Source organism: Sulfitobacter sp. TMED3 (assembly GCF_002167505.1).
Taxonomy (GTDB): Bacteria; Pseudomonadota; Alphaproteobacteria; order Rhodobacterales; family Rhodobacteraceae; genus Sulfitobacter; species Sulfitobacter pontiacus.
The window spans coordinates 19,583-38,193 of the sequence record NZ_NHBI01000015.1 but is presented as its reverse complement, the minus strand read 5'-3'; the positions used below and the strand labels follow the sequence as shown (position 1 = coordinate 38,193).

Annotated in this window: 14 protein-coding genes and 1 pseudogene; 7 read left to right on the top strand and 8 right to left on the bottom strand. The window is 60.9% G+C overall.

Going from position 1 to position 18,611, the window contains the following annotated elements; genetic code table 11:
• Positions 1-1,815: xanthine dehydrogenase family protein molybdopterin-binding subunit (locus CBB63_RS04755; RefSeq protein WP_286698333.1), on the top strand; the 1,815-nt coding region annotated here is incomplete at its 5' end.
• Positions 1,816-2,048: 233 nt separating this feature from the next.
• Here CBB63_RS04755 and CBB63_RS04750 read toward each other — a convergent pair.
• Entirely contained in the window at positions 2,049-3,272 is a 1,224-nt protein-coding gene (locus CBB63_RS04750; protein ID WP_286698332.1) for a DUF3618 domain-containing protein, read from the bottom strand.
• The gene (locus tag CBB63_RS04745) at positions 3,262-3,660 is read right to left on the bottom strand and encodes a phage holin family protein (RefSeq protein ID WP_286698331.1); all 399 of its coding nucleotides are present in this window, start codon (positions 3,658-3,660) and stop codon (positions 3,262-3,264) included. The genes CBB63_RS04750 and CBB63_RS04745 overlap by 11 nt, the downstream gene beginning before the upstream one ends.
• Positions 3,661-4,534: 874 nt before the next feature.
• On the opposite strand from CBB63_RS04745, the gene CBB63_RS04735 reads away from it, so the two are divergent.
• On the top strand, positions 4,535-5,029 hold the full coding sequence (locus tag CBB63_RS04735) for a ferritin-like domain-containing protein (protein WP_286698329.1): 495 nt from the start codon (positions 4,535-4,537) through the stop codon (positions 5,027-5,029).
• A 104-nt stretch (positions 5,030-5,133) separates the two neighbouring features.
• Here the strand turns inward: CBB63_RS04735 and CBB63_RS04730 are convergent, their stop codons facing one another.
• The 4 genes from CBB63_RS04730 to CBB63_RS04715 form a co-directional block, all read right to left on the bottom strand.
• Complete coding sequence (locus CBB63_RS04730; protein ID WP_254655149.1) at positions 5,134-6,804, bottom strand: mechanosensitive ion channel family protein; 1,671 nt, start codon at positions 6,802-6,804, stop codon at positions 5,134-5,136.
• Between the two features lie 128 nt (positions 6,805-6,932).
• Positions 6,933-7,313, bottom strand: a complete 381-nt coding sequence (locus CBB63_RS04725; protein ID WP_037954204.1) for a response regulator — start codon at positions 7,311-7,313, stop codon at positions 6,933-6,935.
• Between the two features lie 48 nt (positions 7,314-7,361).
• Positions 7,362-8,819: a sensor histidine kinase gene (locus CBB63_RS04720; RefSeq protein WP_286698328.1), complete on the bottom strand. Its 1,458-nt coding sequence runs from the start codon at positions 8,817-8,819 to the stop codon at positions 7,362-7,364.
• A gap of 8 nt (positions 8,820-8,827) precedes the next feature.
• On the bottom strand, positions 8,828-10,345 hold the full coding sequence (locus CBB63_RS04715; RefSeq protein ID WP_286698327.1) for an ATPase domain-containing protein: 1,518 nt from the start codon (positions 10,343-10,345) through the stop codon (positions 8,828-8,830).
• Between the two features lie 279 nt (positions 10,346-10,624).
• Here CBB63_RS04715 and CBB63_RS04710 point away from each other — a divergent pair, with 279 nt between their 5' ends.
• A complete protein-coding gene (locus tag CBB63_RS04710) occupies positions 10,625-11,065 on the top strand; it encodes a PACE efflux transporter (RefSeq protein ID WP_286698326.1) in 441 nt (146 codons plus the stop codon).
• 21 nt (positions 11,066-11,086) lie between these two features.
• Here the strand turns inward: CBB63_RS04710 and CBB63_RS04705 are convergent, their stop codons facing one another.
• Complete coding sequence (locus CBB63_RS04705) at positions 11,087-11,542, bottom strand: Lrp/AsnC family transcriptional regulator (protein ID WP_286698325.1); 456 nt, start codon at positions 11,540-11,542, stop codon at positions 11,087-11,089.
• Positions 11,543-11,660: 118 nt separating this feature from the next.
• Between CBB63_RS04705 and doeA the strand changes: the two genes are divergently transcribed.
• The 4 genes from doeA to CBB63_RS04685 all read left to right on the top strand — a co-directional run bounded on the left by doeA (position 11,661) and on the right by CBB63_RS04685 (position 16,980).
• On the top strand, positions 11,661-12,836 hold the full coding sequence (gene doeA / locus CBB63_RS04700; RefSeq protein ID WP_074635275.1) for an ectoine hydrolase DoeA: 1,176 nt from the start codon (positions 11,661-11,663) through the stop codon (positions 12,834-12,836).
• Positions 12,837-12,840: 4 nt separating this feature from the next.
• Positions 12,841-13,833: a N(2)-acetyl-L-2,4-diaminobutanoate deacetylase DoeB gene (gene doeB, locus CBB63_RS04695; RefSeq protein ID WP_286698324.1), complete on the top strand. Its 993-nt coding sequence runs from the start codon at positions 12,841-12,843 to the stop codon at positions 13,831-13,833.
• A 27-nt stretch (positions 13,834-13,860) separates the two neighbouring features.
• Entirely contained in the window at positions 13,861-15,234 is a 1,374-nt protein-coding gene (locus CBB63_RS04690; RefSeq protein ID WP_286698323.1) for an aspartate aminotransferase family protein, read from the top strand.
• Positions 15,235-15,372: 138 nt separating this feature from the next.
• Complete coding sequence (locus CBB63_RS04685; protein WP_286698322.1) at positions 15,373-16,980, top strand: class I adenylate-forming enzyme family protein; 1,608 nt, start codon at positions 15,373-15,375, stop codon at positions 16,978-16,980.
• Between the two features lie 99 nt (positions 16,981-17,079).
• Here CBB63_RS04685 and nhaC read toward each other — a convergent pair.
• Positions 17,080-18,540 (bottom strand): annotated as a pseudogene (nhaC, locus tag CBB63_RS04680) (Na+/H+ antiporter NhaC); the annotation flags it as partial.
• Positions 18,541-18,611: the final 71 nt, after the last annotated feature.

The following is an 18,611-nucleotide window of genomic DNA, read 5'->3' as shown; positions in this document are numbered from 1 at the left end:
GAGCAGGCCCGCCACGCGGCCCATATGGTCGAGCTTCAGATCACGCCCGACGATGCGGTAACCGACCTGGAAACGGCAGAGATCGAGACCCCGAAGGAAAAACAATCCTCCCAAGGTGATCTGGACGCCGCCCTGTCGCAAGCCGCCTATACCGTGGACGAAACCTATCGCACCGGCGGGCATAGCTCGTCGGCGATGGAACCCCACGCCGCGATCGCGCAATGGGACGGCGACAAGCTGACCCTGCGCGGGTCGTACCAGATGCTCAAATACAATGTGAATGAACTGGCCGATGCCCTTGGGATCGACCCAGAGAATGTGCACATTCTGGCCCCGTTCGTGGGGGGTGGCTTCGGCTCCAAACTGGGGATCAGCCACGAGGCTGTGGCTGCGGCGCTCGCCGCGCGCGAGCTGGGGGCACCGGTGGCTGTCGTATTGACGCGCCAGCAGGTGCTAGAAGCGACAATGCGTCGATCCGAGACCGTGCAGCACATCAAACTCGCCGCGGATGCCGACGGGCGCATGACCGGCATCGGGCACGATTCCACCGTGTCACAACTGATGGACGAAAGCTTTGCAGAGCCGGTAGCCCAGGCCACGCCATTTCTTTACCGCGGAGAGAACCGCGAGATCGGGATGCACATCAAGCGGATCAACCGCATGTGTGCAGGCTCTGTCCGCGCGCCGGGGGAAGCGGTCGGGATCACCGCGCTTGAAATCGCGATGGACGAACTGGCGGTCGCTAGTGGCATCGACCCTGTCGAATTGCGCAAACGCAACATTCCCGATGTCGACCCGTCAGACGGGCGCGCATTCTCGTCCCACAAATTGGCCGAGGCGTTGGATGATGGGGCCAAGACCTTTGGCTGGGACAGCCGCGAGGTCGGCAAGACGGATGGTGAATGGCTGATCGGCTACGGCATGGCCTCTGCCACTCGCGTCAATATGCTGGGCGAAAGCCACGCCTGCGTGACCCTGAACCAGGACGGTAGCCTGCTGGTTGAAACCGATATGACAGACATCGGCACGGGCACCTATGCGATCCTCACCCAGATTGCGGGCGAGATGCTGGGCGTGCCTTCGGACCGTGTGACGGTGCGTTTGGGCGACAGCAGCCTGCCCAAAGCCGCCGGATCCGGTGGCAGCTGGGGTGCCGCATCCTCGGGCGGGTCGGTTTTTGTCGCCTGCGAAGCCCTGCGCAAAAAGATCGCCGAGGCTATGGGCGTAGAGGAACGCGACCTGACCCTGCAAGATGGGGTCGCCACCGCCAACAACCGTCGCGCCGATCTGCCGGAATTCACCAAGGATGGCCCGCTCACGGTCAAGGGCACGATCAAGAAGGGTGACACCCAGACCGACCGCCGCCAAGCCACTTTCGGTGCCTTCTTTGCCGAGGTAGGTGTGAACAGCGTCACCGGCGAGACGCGCGTGCGCCGGATGCACGGCAGCTTCGCCGCCGGTCGCATCCTGAACGCCAAGACGGCGCGCTCGCAATGTCTGGGCGGCATGACCTTTGGCATCGGCATGGCGCTGACCGAAGAGCTGATGTTCGACAAACGCGACGGCCATCTGGTGAACAACGATCTGGCTGAATACCACGTGCCGGTAAACCTTGATGTGCCACAGCTGACCGTGAACTTCGTGCAGGAACGTGACCCTTGGGCGAACCCCATGCAGGCCAAAGGCATCGGAGAGCTGGGTATCTGCGGCGCAGGCGCATCTATCATCAACGCGATCTACGACGCTTGCGGTGTGCGGGTACGCGATCTGCCCGCGACGATGGACAAGATCCTGTCGGACCTGCCAGAGATGTAACCGGCGGCATCCGTAAACAAAGCAACCGGCGCGGCGAAAGCTTGCGCCGGTTTTTTTGTGGGGTTTTGTCTGTGTTTGGCCATTTCCCGGCAGGAGATCCGGCACGGGGGTAGCGCATCGTCCAATCCCGATCCCTGGGGCGGTCGTGGTACCCTTCGCCCTTACCGCTGGCGACACGACACAAAAAAGCCCGCGCAATGAAGCGCGGGCTTTTATCAGCTATATCGGCGTTATCAGGACTTCTTGACGTTCCCAACACCCTGTTTATCCGCCTCGGCTTCGGCAGCGTCGACAACGCGTTGGCCGGAGGCTTTGGCCTTCTCGACAATCGCGTCTGCCGCCGTATCACCCGGGGCCGCGGCGTCCGCGTCCTCTTTGGTTTCGCGCAACACCTTCTTCGCCTCGTCAGAGGCCGCCTGAGCAACCTTGCCGAGCTTTGCCTTTTCTTCGGCGAAGATACGTTCAGCGTCGGCCATCAACTGGTCGCTATGCTGACCCATGTAGCGGTCCTCGGTCCGGCTGCGGGGTAGTGCGGCCCCGATAGCGGCCCCAACGGCGAGCGCAAGCGCACCGGCGATCAGGGGCTGTTCTTCGTACATATCGACGGCACGATCCCGACCCTCGCGGCCATAGGAGGCGGCTGTCGCACGGGCGCGAACGGCGCTTTCACGGGCGGCAATGACACGCTCGCGGGCTTGCTCTGACAGGTCTTCGGTGCCCTCGGCCAGACGGCGGCGCAACTGCGCTGCGCGTTCGGAGGCGGAGGATGCAAAGTCGCGAGCGCCCGATGCGACGGAATGACCAGCATCAGACACCGCACCTGCGGCACCCTTGGCTTTGTCTGCCACGGCCGAGCCTGCGTTTTGGGCGGACCCCGCTACGCTGGACGCCGCGCCCGANACACGGTCNCCGGCGCGCGATGCCGCNTCGCCTGCACGCTGNGCGATACCNGGNTGATCATCATCTTCGGTAAGCGCCCANGNNGGCACATCACCCGTCCGCGCAACATCGCCCGAGTAATATGGCTTGGACGGATCGCCGGGCTGTGGCCCCANATCACGACGCTGGCCCACNGGAACAACGCCATGCTGNTNNGCNCTGACCGGAAGGTCGTGGTCGTCGTGNCGGACACCGTAATAGTTTGCACGNCCGNGGGTGTCGCGATAATCGCGATCATCGCGCGAGACATAGCGGTCGCGGCCTGGCATCTTGTCGCCGGCCATCAACCACGCGAGGCCAACACCGGTCAGCGCCAGCGCNATCGGATTGCGCTTTACCGCATCGGTGACAGAGCGGCCNATGTCGCCCCCGTGCTCGCGGAACTGATCCGAGAATTGGCGGGCNATGGTTTCGACCGAGAACTTGTCTTGCAGATCATCCAGCGTGCTGGTCANTCCGGCGCGCTCGCGCTCGATCTCGCGTTCGATTTCTTCGGGGCTGCGGTTATTACTTGTCATCGTAAACCTCCTTCACGGCTTGCGCGTCACGTTTTACGTTTTTGGTAGTGCGAGTCGGTGCCAAGCTGCTGAGCTTNAGCGCATTGGTCCCTTTGTTGACCATCACATAGGCGATCAGTGCAAAGGCAACGCCGACGATCAGGGCCGACCACCCCGCAGGGATGCCTGCTTCGGTAAGCGCTGCGACCAATGCCGCGGACAGCACGTTCAATGCGGTCAGGGCAACAACGACAGCGCCGACGATCAGACCGATGGCCGCACCTGCAGATTTCAGATTTTCGTTTACTTCGGCACGGGCCAGATCGACCTCGCTGCGGACNAGCGAACTGACNTGGGTCAGCGCATCGCTCAGCAGGCTGCCGGTGGATTTATTGGGATCGGTGGTCATACTGTGCTCCCTTTTGGTGTGGTGTTTACGGCGGGGCTGGCGACATCACCTGTATCNAGGTTATGCGCGCGCTCTGCCGGTACGGGGCGCTCCATCTCGCGGCCCTCGTAGGCGTAGCGTTCGCCGCGTGCGCCAGTATTCGACGCTTTGGCAAACCGTGTCGCGGCAAAGCCGACCAAGGCAGCACCGCCCAGAAAGACGAAGGGGTTGCGTTTGGCAAAGTCAGTTACCGCGCCGACCATCTCGCCCAGATCCTTGTCNCGCATNGAGTCAGAAGCATCCGCAAGCCCGTCTGCAAGCTGGCTGAAGGTGCGTTCTTGCGGCGACCCGCTGCGCAATTCGTCGGCGGCGGTGCGCAATGCGCTGGCCACGCCTTTGACTTCGCTCGCGGCGGCACCTTTGGCTTCGTCTGCATAGCGCGCAGCATCGGAGGCAACGGTGTCTGCCACGTCTTTCGCCCGCGCNTTGGCTTCATCCGNAGCGGANGCGGCGGTGGCTTTTACTTTTTCATTCAGGTCCTGCGCGCCGGCAGGATTGCTATTTTTTGTATCAGTCATGATGCGCTCCTTTTGTTAGGCGATGAGGTTGAGAACGGCGAGAACGACCACGATCAGGCCGATGAGGTAGAAAATTCCATGCATTCAATTTCTCCTTTTTTTGTCACGTTCCTGCTATCAAAGGACCAACCGTCAAAGTTGAATTTCGTTCCCCGCTTCCGGCCTTGGGGACGATAAAACTTGCATCGGAACGAGTGTGATTTTGGGGTGCATATAAAGGCACGCGCGAAGCCGCCGCGCACGCAGACAGCGTGGAACGCATTGGCGCNTCNCCGCGTTGGNCAGGGAATACAAATCACATCGCAAAGGAGATCGATATGCCGATGAACAGCCTTAAAGACGTGTACCATGACCAACTCCAAGACCTGTACAGCGCGAACAAACAGTCGCTGGATGTGGTCGTCGCCCTNGGCCGTGCCGCCAAGGATAAAGAGCTTTCCGAAGCCCTGATCGCCGGATCGAACGGCATCAGCGACGGCATGGAAAAGATTGCCGAGATTTGCAACGCCCACGGTATTTCGCCCACGGGTGAACACTGCAAAGGGATGGAAGGGCTTGTNGCCGAGGCGAAGGCNCACGCGCTGGAAGAAGACTATGGCGACGACGANGTACGCGACGCCATGATCATCACNCAGTANCAGCGCATGGTGCATTACGCGCTGGCCGGATANGGCTGCCTTGTCGCCTTTGCCAACCGTCTGGGCAAAGACGAAGATGGTGCCATCCTGCAGGANTGTCTGGATCAGACCTATGACGGTGACCGCCGCATGACCGACATCGCGACAGGTGGCGTGAANAAAGCCGCNGNCTAAGNTTGCGNCAGTTGGGGCGTAGCCCCCAACCAATGTGCAAAAGCCCCGCTGGATCAGCGGGGCTTTTCTTTTGTCTGCCTACCTCGGAAAACCGTGTCGCGGCTTCAGCTTGCCTCTGCCGCGGTCGCTTGGGGGAAGTAATCAACCCCCTCTTTCTCGGCGAGCTTGTGGATTTCTGCCATGATGCCTTCACGCGCGTCGCAGGCGGCCTCCCACGACGTGTTGGGGTCGGCACAGGGCACGAGGAACCAGACGTCCTTGCCCAGTACGTCCTGCCCCGCGACCCGCACGCATGCATCATCTCGATTACCCACGTAGTTCTCGTCCAGCGCGTCGATCACCTTGTCGAAAGCGTCTCGCAACGCATCCACATCTGCGGTGTGAGACAGTTTGATCTTAACGATGCGCAACATTTCCGGCTCCTGCATGGTCCAGTTCTTGAACGGGGTGGAGACGAATTCGGTCACCGGCACGACCAGCCGCGTGCCATCCCAGTCGCGCAGTTGCACATAGGTGAAATGGATCCGTTCCACATGGCATAGCGCGTCGTTGAACACGATACGGTCGCCGATCTTGGCTGACCCGTTCAAGGCGATCTGCAACGACGACATGATATTGCTTAATATGCTGCGCGCGGCGAAGCCCAAGACAAGGGTGACCGCCCCAGCCGTCCCCAGCAATGTCAGCCCGAGGTTCTGGAACACATTGGTCTGCGACAGGAATATACCGCCGCCAACCAGCACGACAGCTACAACAAAGACCCGACGCGCCGCCGAGATCCGCGTTGCGGTGGTACGTTTGTGCACCTCTTCCTTGAGGGTCAGATCGGTTTCCTCGACCTGCGTCAGGTGATCCAGGATAACCTCGACGCAATTGACCACAAACCATAGCCCCGCCCCGATCAGCCCCAGCCATGCGGTCGGGACCAACACCGTCGTAAGCTCTGCCGAGAAGGAGAAAATCTTGGCCTCGACCACAATGACAAACAGGGTCGACACGCCCACGCAGGCGGGCCCGCGCACCGATCGGAATATCTGCCGCGCCAGCTGCGACGGCACACGCTCCGCGATCCACCCCGTTAGCAACCAGACCAGTCGCGCCACGTAGATCGCCAGCGCGATCAGCACCGGCAGGCCGATGAGTTCCCACAGCGCAAGGTCAACGACCGTGTTTTCTGTCAGCACATCGGGCAGCATGGTTTCAAGCCGACCGGGCCCGTAGCGGGTGTAGAGCCGCGGAATATTCTGCACCGTGTGGCGCGAGAACACCCAGACAGGGTCGCCCCCTTCGGGCTTGATCCGGTTTAGGCGGATGGACGCGGGGTAGTCGTCCATATCAAGCGTCCACAGCAACAGCGATTTGCGCGGCGTGCCCGCCATCGCCTTGTCAGAGGAGGATGCCGCATCCAGCGCATCGGGCCGGTCCAGCAGGTTATCCCAGTTGATCACAGTTTTCCGGCTGATCACGGTTTCAAGCTGTCGGATCAGCGATGTCCCCACGTCCTGCTGGCGATCCTGCTGGATATCGGACAGGTCAAGCAGATGCGCGGCACCGACCCAATCATCGCGGCGCACGGCCCGCACAAGGCTTTCCATCGTCGCACGGGGTGTTTCGCGGTCGATTTCCGGCGTGACCGCGGGCAGACCGCTGTTCAATGCCTCGACGCAATACCAGCGGGCGGTATCGCAGGCCTCCTCTTCCTCCTGCGCCCAAAGCGGTGCCGCAAAAATCAAAAGGGTGGCCATCAGACCCGCGAGGTATCGTAGTTTGCTCAAATCACTCTCCATTCCGGCGTCACGAAATCACGTGACATGTCGGGGTTGTGACTGAGCTAGCGCAGCTGCCGCATTCTACCAGTTTTGATCTGGGCAATTCGTGCCGCCAGACGCACCTGACCGCGTGCTCAGGCCCCCACCTGCCCTGTGGCTTCGTGCAACATCTTGGTCACATGGTTCGTGGCATAGGGCTTGGGCACAAAGGCAGCCCCGCTTGGCACGTCCGCTTCGTCAAGCTCGATCACGCCCGATGCGATCATGATCACCACCGGAGGCCAGGTCGTGCGCACATAGGCCGCCAGTTTGAGCCCGTTCATAGTGCCGGGCATATCAATATCGGTAAATAGGATGCCAATATCAGAATGCGTCTGCATCACTTCGATGGCTTCATCGGCTGATCCGGCTTCATAGGTCTTAAAGCCGGCCTCTTCGATCATATCGACGGCCCCCATACGGATCAGCGGTTCATCTTCTACGATCAGCACGGCGGGTAGGTTCTGATAATCCACGTTTGGACAGCTTTCATTAATGATCAATGGGCTTGCAGAGCACCATTCTTAGATCGTCAAACCTGCCAGTGGAGCTTGTAGCATAAAGCTCAAACCCTCTGGCGCGTAATTTAGTTCCGCCGATCCGTTAAAATATCCGGCAAGCGCTTGTTCTATCATCCGGCTGCCAAAGCCCTTGCGGCTTGGCGGTGTCACCAATGGGCCCCCGCTTTCGGTCCAGCTGAGGTGAAACACCGCTGCGCCATCGCTTGCCCGAGCGACCTTCCACCGCACCGCAATCTTGCCGTTGTCCCCGTCACCGGACAAAGCGCCGTATTTCGTGGCGTTGGTCGACAGTTCGTGCAACGCCATCGTCAGGGCCAGCGCCTGTTTGGACCCGATCGGCACATCCGGCCCCTCTATCGCGAACCGTCCCTCACCCGTCCGGTGAGGGGCCAACGCGGCCTCGATCACCTCGAGGATACGGGTCTGTGCCCATGCGGCCTTGATCAAACGGTCATGCGCCTGCGCCATCATGCCGATACGCGACTGGATAGCGACCTGCGCATCTTTCAGGTTTTCGGACTGGCGCAGCGTCTGCGACACCATGACATTGACCATCGCAAGGGTATTCTTCACCCGATGGTTCATCTCGCCCAACATCAGCTGCCGCTGTTCTTCGGCGACCTTGATCTCGTGTATATCCGTGCAGGTGCCATACCAGCGCGTGATCCGTCCGGCCTCGTCGCGCACAGGCTGGGCACGCCCAAGCACCCATCGATACTGCCCCGTGCGGTGCCGCAGGCGATATTCGATTTCATAGTGCTCGCCGGTCTCAAGACTGTGACCCCAACGCGCCCAGGCTTTCTCCTGATCGTCGTGGTGGAACATGCCGTTCCAGCCCTCGCCGTCGGTCGATCCTTCGGGCACACCGGTGAATTCATACCAGCGGTCGTTGTAATAATCGTGAAACCCGTCCGGCAAAGTGGACCAGATCATCTGATCGACCGAATTCGCAATCGCGTGGAACTTTGCCTCACTCTCGAACAGCTGACGCTCCCGCAGTTCAAGTTGCTCCAGATGTTTGCGCGCCTCATGCTGCCGCCGCCGCGCCTTGAGCGCAGAGCGCACCGAGCGTACCAGCTCCTCTGCGTGCAAAGGGCGCGACAAGAGCACCGCGTTGCTCAGCTGGTCAATCCTTGCCGCCGCGTGGTTGCTGCGGCTGGAGGACGTGCCATTGGCCAGCACGATAAACGGGACATCCGACCACGGGGGCTGCGCGGCCAGCGCCTCTTGCAAGGTATCGACCCCGACGCCTGCCAGCGCCTCTTCGGTCACCAAAATCGCGCCGATTTGCCGCCCGACGAGGCCTGCAAGCTCCCCAAGGGAGGCGACGGATGTCGATGCGATATCATGCTGGTCGAGCAACTGCCCGCCGACAGCCGCATCCCGTCCGCGTGGCGTGAGAATACCGACAGAGACCAAAAGCGCATCATCCGGGGTCTCTGGTTCGGATGACGATGCCATTTGTGGTGTCACTTTGCACCGTCGCTGGTTTGAGGATCGAGCTGCAAAAGCGCGTCTGTGCGCTGCGTGAACACCGGCGTCCCTGACAACACACCCGAGAAACTGCGGATAGGTTCGCCGATCACGATACCAGTCGCGTCGATCTTGAATTCACGGATGCTGCGTTCATGGTCAGACGTACGGGTCTTGATCACCGCGATGGATTTGCGCACTTCGCCTTCGGCCTCGAAAAACCGCAGCATCATGACGGTATCCGCAAGATAGCTGATATCGATGTCGGTCCGCAGTTCCCCTGTGACACCATGTTGCCCAAGGATCATCAGCGATACCACGCCCTGCTGCGCGAGATAGCTGAGCAGTTCATGCATCTGTAGCACAAGAAAATTATCACTTGGCATCGCGTGCAAATACGCGTTGAGGCTGTCGATCACGACAACACTTACACCGTCCTTTTCCACCGACGTGCGCACCGCGCTAGCGAATTCACCGGGCGACAGTTCCGCCGGATCGATCTGCCGGATTTCCAACTGCCCGTTGTCGATGAACGGCTGCACGTCCATGCCAAGCGCCCGCGAGCGGGTAAGCAACGTCGACAGCCGTTCGTCGAACAGGAAATACGCGGCTTTCTCGCCTCGGTTCAGCGCGGCCAGCATGCAGCGCACCGCCGTCGTTGTCTTGCCCACGCCAGCAGGACCGGCCAGCAGGGCGTTGGTGCCGGGCACAAGCCCCCCGCCCAGCAAAGCGTCGAGTTCGTCCAGCCCCGTTGTCGCCGCATCAGCCGAAAAATCGCGCGCATGATCCGCCGCGATCAGGCGCGGGTAGACGCACAGCCCGCCCTTTTCGATGGTAAAATCGTGATAGCCGCCGTGATACTTCACGCCGCGCATCTTGATCACACGCAACCTGCGCCGTTCCGACCCGAAATCATTGGCCAGTTGTTCAAGCGAGACGACGCCATGCGCGATGGAGTGAAGCTGTAGATCCCCCGGTTCAGCCGTGCGGTCGTCCAGCATCAAGACCGTGCACTTACGCCGCGCAAAGAAATGCTTTAGCGCNAGGATTTGCCGACGGTAGCGCAGNGGGTTCTGCGCCAGCAAGCGCAGCTCTGACAGGCTNTCGAGAACGACACGGGTCGGATTATTCTCTTCCACCAGATTNATGATACCCCGCACGGTCTCCCCNAGTTCGACTTCGCTTGGGTGCAGCAAGGATTGCTCCCGATCAGAGCTGTACTCGTCTTCCGCGACCAGCTCGTANAGATCAATATCGTCTAGCGTCCAGGANTGGGACTGTGCGACAGCNGTGAGCTCATCAACCGTTTCGGAAAGCGTGATATAAAGCCCGCGNTCACCATTTTCGCGNCCATTCATGAGGAACTTCAACGCAAGCGTTGTTTTGCCGGACCCCGGCGTCCCCTCGACAAGATACAGCCGATGCGGGGTCAACCCGCCACACAGCACATCATCCAAACCAGACGTCCCTGTCGACAGCCGCGTCTGCGCCGCCCCAGTGGTACGATCGCCCATTACTNGCACCCCACTCGTATCATACTCTTACGGTGCCCTTACTCCAGCAGTGGGCCCATGTATCCGCCGTATTTTACNCAATGATNAANATTCAAGCAAATCGATTTGTATCGATAGAACGNCAGAGTGCCGGATNACCCGCGNNANTGTTCGGNAAAGGGGCGGTNGCCCGATTGCTCTTGAAAAACCCGCGCGGCTTTGCCACCTATGGCANTGTGAGGACGACCTCCCCTGAATGGAAAACTGTCGGGACGACCCGGCCCTTCAATGAGGTATAACATGCGCTCTGCATTTGACCGTCTTCGCCACGCCATCAGTTTTGAANTCATCGCGCTGATCCTTGTGATCCCCGCAGGCGCGATCCTGTTTNACGTGCCCCTACATGACTTTGGTGTCGTGGGCATTGTCAGCGCCACGCTCGCGACGCTTTGGAACCTTGGCTATAACGTGCTTTTNGACTTGGCCTTGCAACGGCTGACNGGAACCACCCTGAAATCGCGCATCGTCCGGGTGCTGCACGCNCTGGCGTTCGANGCGGGGCTGCTGATGGTNCTGCTGCCCTTCATCGCGTGGTATCTGGGGATCAGCCTGTGGGATGCCTTCGTGCTGGATATNGCACTGGCGGCATTCTACCTCGTTTATTCCTACGTGTTTAACCTNATCTACGACACGCTTTTTCCGCTNCCCGANTGGTCGCAAAAGCAGGCGGANAGCGCCTAGCCCACCAACNCATCGTGGTGNTCAGACCGGCAAGGTGAATGANGCCTTGATCCGGTCCATCACCACGGTGGTTTTGAACCCTTTGATATCGGGGTTGTTGTAGAAAAAATCGCGGGTGAACGCCTCGTAATCCTGCATGTCCTTGGCGCTGACGATCAGCATAAAGTCGGTCTCTCCGGTCACGTAGTAGGCGCTCATNACTTCTGCCCGCTCCCGCNCCGCNCGCTTGAAACGGTCGATGATATCGGACCGTTCCCGCGCCANTTCCACCGCGATNAGCATGGTNAGNGGACGGCCCACGGCCTCGGGCGAGACGACGGCGATATCGGCCTCGATCGCCTTGGTCGCACGCANCCGCGCAAGGCGCCGCTGGACCGAGGTTTGCGACAGCCCGACCAGTTCGGAAAGGCGCGCGCTGGTNAGCAGATTGTCGCGCTGCACGTGATGCAGGATTTTCCGGTCTATCGCGTCGATCATCCTAAATTCCCCATATCTTACAAAAGTTTGCAGCTTTTACCCGCGTAGCCGCATTATTCGCATAAATGCACAGCGCGAAAAAGCTAAACTCGCACAATACCCTGGCAGGAATCCCCACATGATCGACCATTCTTTTACACAGCACGAATATGCAGCACGTCTGGCGAAAACACGCGCCGAAATGGCAAACCGCGGGCTGGACGCGCTGTTTGTCACCGATCCGTCCAATATGGCGTGGTTGGCGGGCTATGACGGGTGGTCGTTCTACGTGCATCAAGGCGTGCTGCTCACCCACGAAGGCCAGCCCGTCTGGTGGGGCCGCGCCATGGACAGCGCCGGTGCCCAGCGCACCACCTATCTGGATGATGACAATATCGTCGGCTACGATGACACCTACGTCCAGAACCCCGACAAGCACCCGATGGAGGAACTCGCCCGTCTCATCGCGGACCGCGGGCTAGAGAATGCGCGCATCGGGTTCGAGCTGGACAACTATTACTTTACCGCTTCGGCATTCCTGACGCTGCAAACGCGGCTGCCGGGCGTCAATATCCAGAACGCCACGGCGCTGGTGAATTGGCAACGCGCGGTGAAATCCCCGACCGAACTTGAATATATGCGCCGCGCCGCACGGATCGTTGAACGGATGCACGAGGTGATCCGCGAAAAGGCCGAGGTCGGGATGCGCAAGAACGATCTGATCGCGGATATCTATCACGCCTCCGTCAGCGGGGCCGAAGGGCATTGGGGCGACTACCCCGCCTGCGTGCCCATGACGCCCTCGGGTCTGGATGCCACCGCGCCGCATATCACATGGGACGATGCCCCCCTGCGCAACAACGAAGGCACGTTCTTTGAAATCGCGGGCGCGCACCGGCGCTATCAATGTCCGCAGTCGCGTACCTTGTTCTTGGGCAAGCCTCCGCAGAAGTATCTTCATGCAGAGAATGCCGTGCTCGAAGCGATTGATGCCGGGCTAGAGCAGGCCAAACCCGGCAACCGCTGCGAAGACATTGCCCGCGCCTTCAACACCACCCTGCGCAATCGCGGGTTCGAGAAAGACAGCCGCTGCGGGTATGCGATCGGCCTGTCCTACCCTCCGGACTGGGGCGAACGCACCATGTCGTTCCGCGCAGGAGATACCACCGTGCTGGAACCCGGAATGACCTTCCACTTCATGCCCGCCCTTTGGCTTGACGACGGCGGGATCGAGATCACAGAGCCGATTGTCATCACGCAAACCGGTGTCGAATGCCTGTGCACCACCCCGCGTGCGCTTGTGATCAAGGAATAGCGCTATGCGGGACAATCCGATTTCGGCCACCATCGATTTCGAGTGCGACGGCGTGCAGCACGGCTATCTGCGCCTGCCCTATAGCCGCAATGACAGCGCTTGGGGGGCGATCCAGATTCCGGTGACCCAAGTGAAAAACGGCGACGGCCCCTCTGCCTTGCTGACCGGCGGCAACCACGGCGACGAATACGAAGGGCCGCTGGCCTTGGTCGAGCTTGCCCAGACCTTGGAGGCCAAGGATGTCACGGGGCGCGTGGTCATCCTCCCCTTCATGAACCNCCCCGCCTTTATGGCGGGGACGCGGGTGTCTCCGCTGGATGGGGTGAACATGAACCGCAGCTTCCCCGGCCGCTCCGATGGCACCCCCACCCAGAAGATCGCGGACTACTTTCAACGGGTGCTGCTGCCGATGGCGGATGTCGTGCTTGATTTCCATTCGGGTGGCAAGACGCTGGACTTTCTGCCCTTCGCCGCCTGTCACACGCTGGACGACCCTGACCAACAGGCCCGCTGCCGCGCCGCGCGCGATGCGTTCAACGCGCCTTTCAGTGTCGAGATGCGCGAGATCGACGCGCTTGGCATGTATGACGACGCGGCAGAGACGATGGGCAAGACATTCGTCACCACCGAATTGGGCGGCGGCGGCACTGCCACGCCTGAAACCGCGCAGATCGCCCGCAAAGGCGTGCGCAATCTGCTGATCCACGCCGGTATCCTGCAAGGCCAGCCCGTCACCGCGCCATCGCGCATGCTGTCGCAAGACGACGACCGTTGTTTTCACGTCACCAACCACGGTGGGCTGGTCGATTTCAACGTCACCCTTGGCGACACAGTGGCCGAAGGCGACCTGATCGCGCGTCTATGGGACAGCCAGCATACGGGCCTGCCCCCGCGTGAGATCCGCGCCCAGATGGGGGGCATCGTGATCGCCCGCCATCATCCCGGACTGGCACAGCCGGGCGATTGCCTTGCCGTGCTGGCCACCGAACTCACCTGAAACTCTCCTAAACAGAAAGCCTGACCTATGCTTCGCAATGATGATCAACTCGCCACATGGGACCGCGAAAACTTTTTCCATCCCTCTACGCATCTGGCACAGCATGCGCGGGGTGAATCCGCGACGCGGGTGATCACAGGGGCGTCGGGCGTCCATATCGAGGACCGCGATGGCAACCGGATGCTGGACGCCTTTGCCGGGCTCTATTGCGTGAACGCAGGCTATGGCCGGACCGAAGTCGCCGACGCCATCGCCGAACAGGCGCATCAGCTGGCCTATTACCATTCCTATGTGGGCCACGGCACCGAGACGTCTATCACGCTGGCCAAGATGATCATGGACCGAGCACCGGCGCATATGTCCAAGGTCTATTTCGGTCTGTCCGGCTCGGACGCGAACGAGACGAACATCAAGCTCGTCTGGTACTACAACAACATCCTTGGTCGCCCGCAGAAAAAGAAAATCATCTCGCGCTGGCGCGGCTATCACGGGTCGGGGCTGATGACCGGATCGCTGACCGGCCTGTCGCTGTTCCACGATAAATTCGACCTGCCGATGAACCCCGTGATCCACACGGACGCGCCCTATTACTACCGCCGCAAGGACCGCACCCAGTCCGAAGCCGAATTCACCGCGCAATGCGCCAACGCGCTTGAGGATCTGATCCAAGCCGAAGGGCCGGACACCATCGCGGCCTTTATCGGGGAACCCGTATTGGGGACCGGCGGCATCGTGCCCCCGCCCGCCGGATATTGGGACGCGATCCAAGAGGTGTTGAACCGCCACGACATCCTGCTGATCGCGGATGAGGTCGTGACCGGCTTTGGCCGTCTGGGGACGATGTTCGGGTCGGATCACTATGGGCTGAAACCCGATCTGATCACCATTGCCAAGGGTCTGACCTCGGCCTATGCGCCGCTGTCGGGGTCGATCGTATCGGACCGGATGTGGAAGGTGCTGGAACAGGGCACGGACGAGAACGGCCCCATCGGTCACGGCTGGACCTATTCGGCGCATCCGATCTGTGCCGCGGCGGGTGTCGCGAACCTCAAGCTCATCGACGACCTGAACCTTGTNNGCAACGCGGCCGANGTGGGCGGATATCTGAACGCCTCGATGAAAGAGGCGCTTGGCGATCATCCGAATGTGGGGGACATCCGTGGCGAAGGGCTGCTGTGCGCGGTGGAATATGTGGCCGACAAGGCAGACGCCACGCCGCTTGACCCTGCTGCCAAGGTGGGGGCTGCGATCTCTGCCGCGATGCTGGAACGCGGCGTGATCGCCCGTGCCATGCCCCAAGGCGACATCACCGGCTTTGCCCCGCCCTTCTGCATCACCCGCGCAGAGGTCGATACCGTCGTCGCCGCGACCGCGGATGCGGTAAAAACCGTGCTGGGATAAACGCCCCGGTTCGCCTTGTTTCGCAGGGCGAACCGACCCCCACAGGTGAGGCATAATGCGGGCGCTAACACGGCGCTTGGCCGTTGCAGCCCCTGATTGTTTGCGCAATGACTACCCCAAGCTACGGGAGGAGCGCAGATGCCACATTGGTCACAGGCGATCACGGATCGCATACAAACAGAAACCCATTTTGACGGTCGCGAGATCAAATGCTTCAAGGATCGCCCCGCCGACCTGAACGCCATGCTCGCCGCGGCCCTTGCCCGCGCCCCCGATCAAGAGGCCGTGGTCAGCGGCGAGACCAGACTGACCTATACCGAGCTTGACNNGCACGTGGGCCGCATCGCCGCAGGGCTGCGCGCGCGTGGGGTCGAAAGGGGCGACCGCGTTGCGCTGCTGCTGTCGAACCGCTGGGAATTCATCGCGACCATGATGGGCTGTCTGCGGCTTGGCGCGATTGCCGTGCCGATCAACATCCGCGAAGGCACGCCAGAGCTGGCGTTTATCCTGCGTCAATGCGGTGCCAAGATCGCCGTGCATGGCATGGATGTCGCGGACCGCCTGCCCGCACCGGCCGATCTGCCCGGGCTGACCCACCGCTTTTGCGTTGGCGGCACAGTGNNGGGGTCNGACGCTTTTGATACGCTGCCCGCGCANNCNCCNCTGACCGNCGCCGTGCCGCTGCACGNGGATGANATCGCGGTGATCCTCTATACCTCCGGCACCACAGGCCAGCCCAAAGGGGCGACGCTGACCCATCTGAACATCGTCCATTCCGCGATGCACTTCGAGCTTTGTATGGAGCTGGGGGCCGGTGAACGGTCGCTGCTGTGCGTGCCCGCAAGCCATGTGACCGGGCTGGTCGCCACCGTCTTTACCATGCTGCAAACCGCAGGTTGCACCGTGATGATGGAGGTCTTCGGTGCCCATGAATTCCTATCGCTGACCGCCAATGAAAAAGTCACGCAGACGCTGATGGTGCCAGCGATGTACAACCTGTTCCTGCTGCGCTGCAACGTCGATGACTACGACCTGCAACACTGGCGGATCGGGGGCTACGGCGGCGCGCCTATGCCGCAATCCACCATCACCGAACTGTCGGAAAAGCTGCCGAACCTCTGCCTGATGAACGCCTATGGCGCGACGGAGCTTACCTCTGCCGTGACGATCCTGCCGATGGGGTTCGGCACCAAACGCGCGGATAGCATCGGCATCGCCGTACCCTGCGCCGACATCCGCATTGCCGATCGTCAGGGCAACGACGTGCCCGACGGCACCCATGGGGAGCTTTGGATCAAGGGCGCGATGACCGTGCCCGGCTATTGGGACAACCCCGACCGCACCGCCTCCGAGTTTCACGACGGCTATTGGAAAAGCGGCGACATGGGGTCACGCGATGCCGAGGGGTTCATCTGCCTGCACGACCGCCGCAAGGATATGATCATTCGCGGCGGATATAACATCTACAGCGCCGAGGTCGAAAACGCCCTGACCGCCCACCCCTCCGTGATCGAATGTGCCGCCATCGGCTGCCCTGATCCGGTGCTTGGGGAAAAAATGCATGTTTTCATCCACACCACGGATACCGCGCTGGATATTGATGCGATCAAAGCCTTCGCGCGTACAAAGATGGCGGACTACAAAGCGCCGGATTTCGCGACATTCGAACCCGACCCCCTGCCGCGCAACGCCAATGGCAAGATCGTCAAGAACACGCTTCGCGACAGGCTGAAGGCGCAGGCCTGAGGGCATGAAAAAAAGCCGCAGCGCACATTGGCGCTGCGGCTTTCNTCTGTGTCGGTNCAGGCGCGATNAGGTCGCGGCCGGTTGCTCGTAGGCNAGNTCATGGTCGCCAAGGTCCATGATGTCTTCGCCGGATTTGTCCCATTCGGCNCGATCTTCGTCCGTCGCTTTGGGCGAGAACAGACCGGTCACCGCATAGAACACACCGATCAGCGGTGCCGTCCAGCAGGCAAAGGCCAGCGGGATATACAGCAGGTTGGTCAGGTTACCGTCCATNACNCCCAGCCCCANNGCCGAGATCACAAAGGCACCACCNGCGTTCCACGGGATCAGCGGGCTCATCAGCGTGCCGCCNTCTTCCACCGCGCGGCTGAGNTTCAGGGTCGAATAGCCCATCCCACGGTACAAGGGCGCNTACATACGNCCCGGCAGCGCGATAGAGATATAAGGATCACCCGCAACCATATTGGTCGCAAAGGCCGTCCCGATGGCCGAGCTTTGTACCGCGCCAAAGCTTTTCACGCGGCTGACGATCGCCAGAATGATCGCCTCCAGACAGCCGGTGCGCTCCAGCGCGCCGCCAAAGCCCAAGGCAATCAACATCAGCGAAATGGTCCACATCATCGANTGGATGCCGCCCGCGTTCAGCAGGCTGTCGATGTCGGCGATGCCCGTGTCGATGGAATAGCCCGATTGCGCAAAGGCGAACACGTCATGCAGCCCCGCGCCCTGCCAGAAGATCGCCACCAGCCCACCGGCCAGCACACCGGCAAACAGCGACGGCAGCGGCGGCTTTTTCATCAGCGCCAGCACAATCACGATCAAGGCAGGCGTCAGCGGGATGATCCCGAGGCTAAAGCGTTCCNCCAGACCGGTTGTGATCTGATTGATGCTGCTGACGTCGCCTGCTCCCTCTTCGATCAGCATGAAGCCGACGACCACATAGATCACCAGCGCGATGATCATCGCAGGGACGGTCGTGGGCAGCATGTTCTTGATGTGGTCGAAGACATTCGTNCCCGTCACCGCAGGCGCCAGGTTCGTGGTGTCCGACAGCGGCGATACCTTATCGCCAAAGAACGCGCCCGACACGACCGCACCCGCGGTCCAATAGGCCGGGATACCGAAACCCGCACCGATCCCCATCAGCGCCAGACCAATGGTGCCGACTGTGCCCCAGCTGGTCCCCAACGACAGGGAAACCACNGCACAGAGGATCATCGCGGCTGCCAGAAAGATCGACGGGGTCAGCAAGGTCAGCCCGTAATAGATCAGCGTAGGCACCGTGCCCGACGCGATCCAGACGCCGACGATCATGCCGACCACGATCAACACCGCCAGTGACGGCATCGACACGTGGATCACGTGGAACACGCCTTCGCGGATGTCCATCCACGTCTGACCGCGAAACACACCCAGCAGGGACGTGATGGCCAATCCGAGGATCAGGGGAATATGCGGCGTGAAGTCGCCATAGTAGAAAAGTTGCAGCGCCAGAAGGCCAAGCGTCAGAACGACGGGCAGCAGCGCCAGCGGGAGCGATGGAAGGTCTTTATTGTCCATTTTGTCCTCGTTTTTGTATTCTTGTTTACTGATACACACACAGATTCCCTTTAGGGTGGCATTGCGGACCT

Coding starts and splice junctions, on each gene's coding strand:
- CBB63_RS04720 (WP_286698328.1), bottom strand. CDS start 8,819: ATGGCATCGTCATCCGAACCAGAGACCCCGGATGATGCGCTTTTGGTC.
- doeA (WP_074635275.1), top strand. CDS start 11,661: ATGATCGACCATTCTTTTACACAGCACGAATATGCAGCACGTCTGGCG.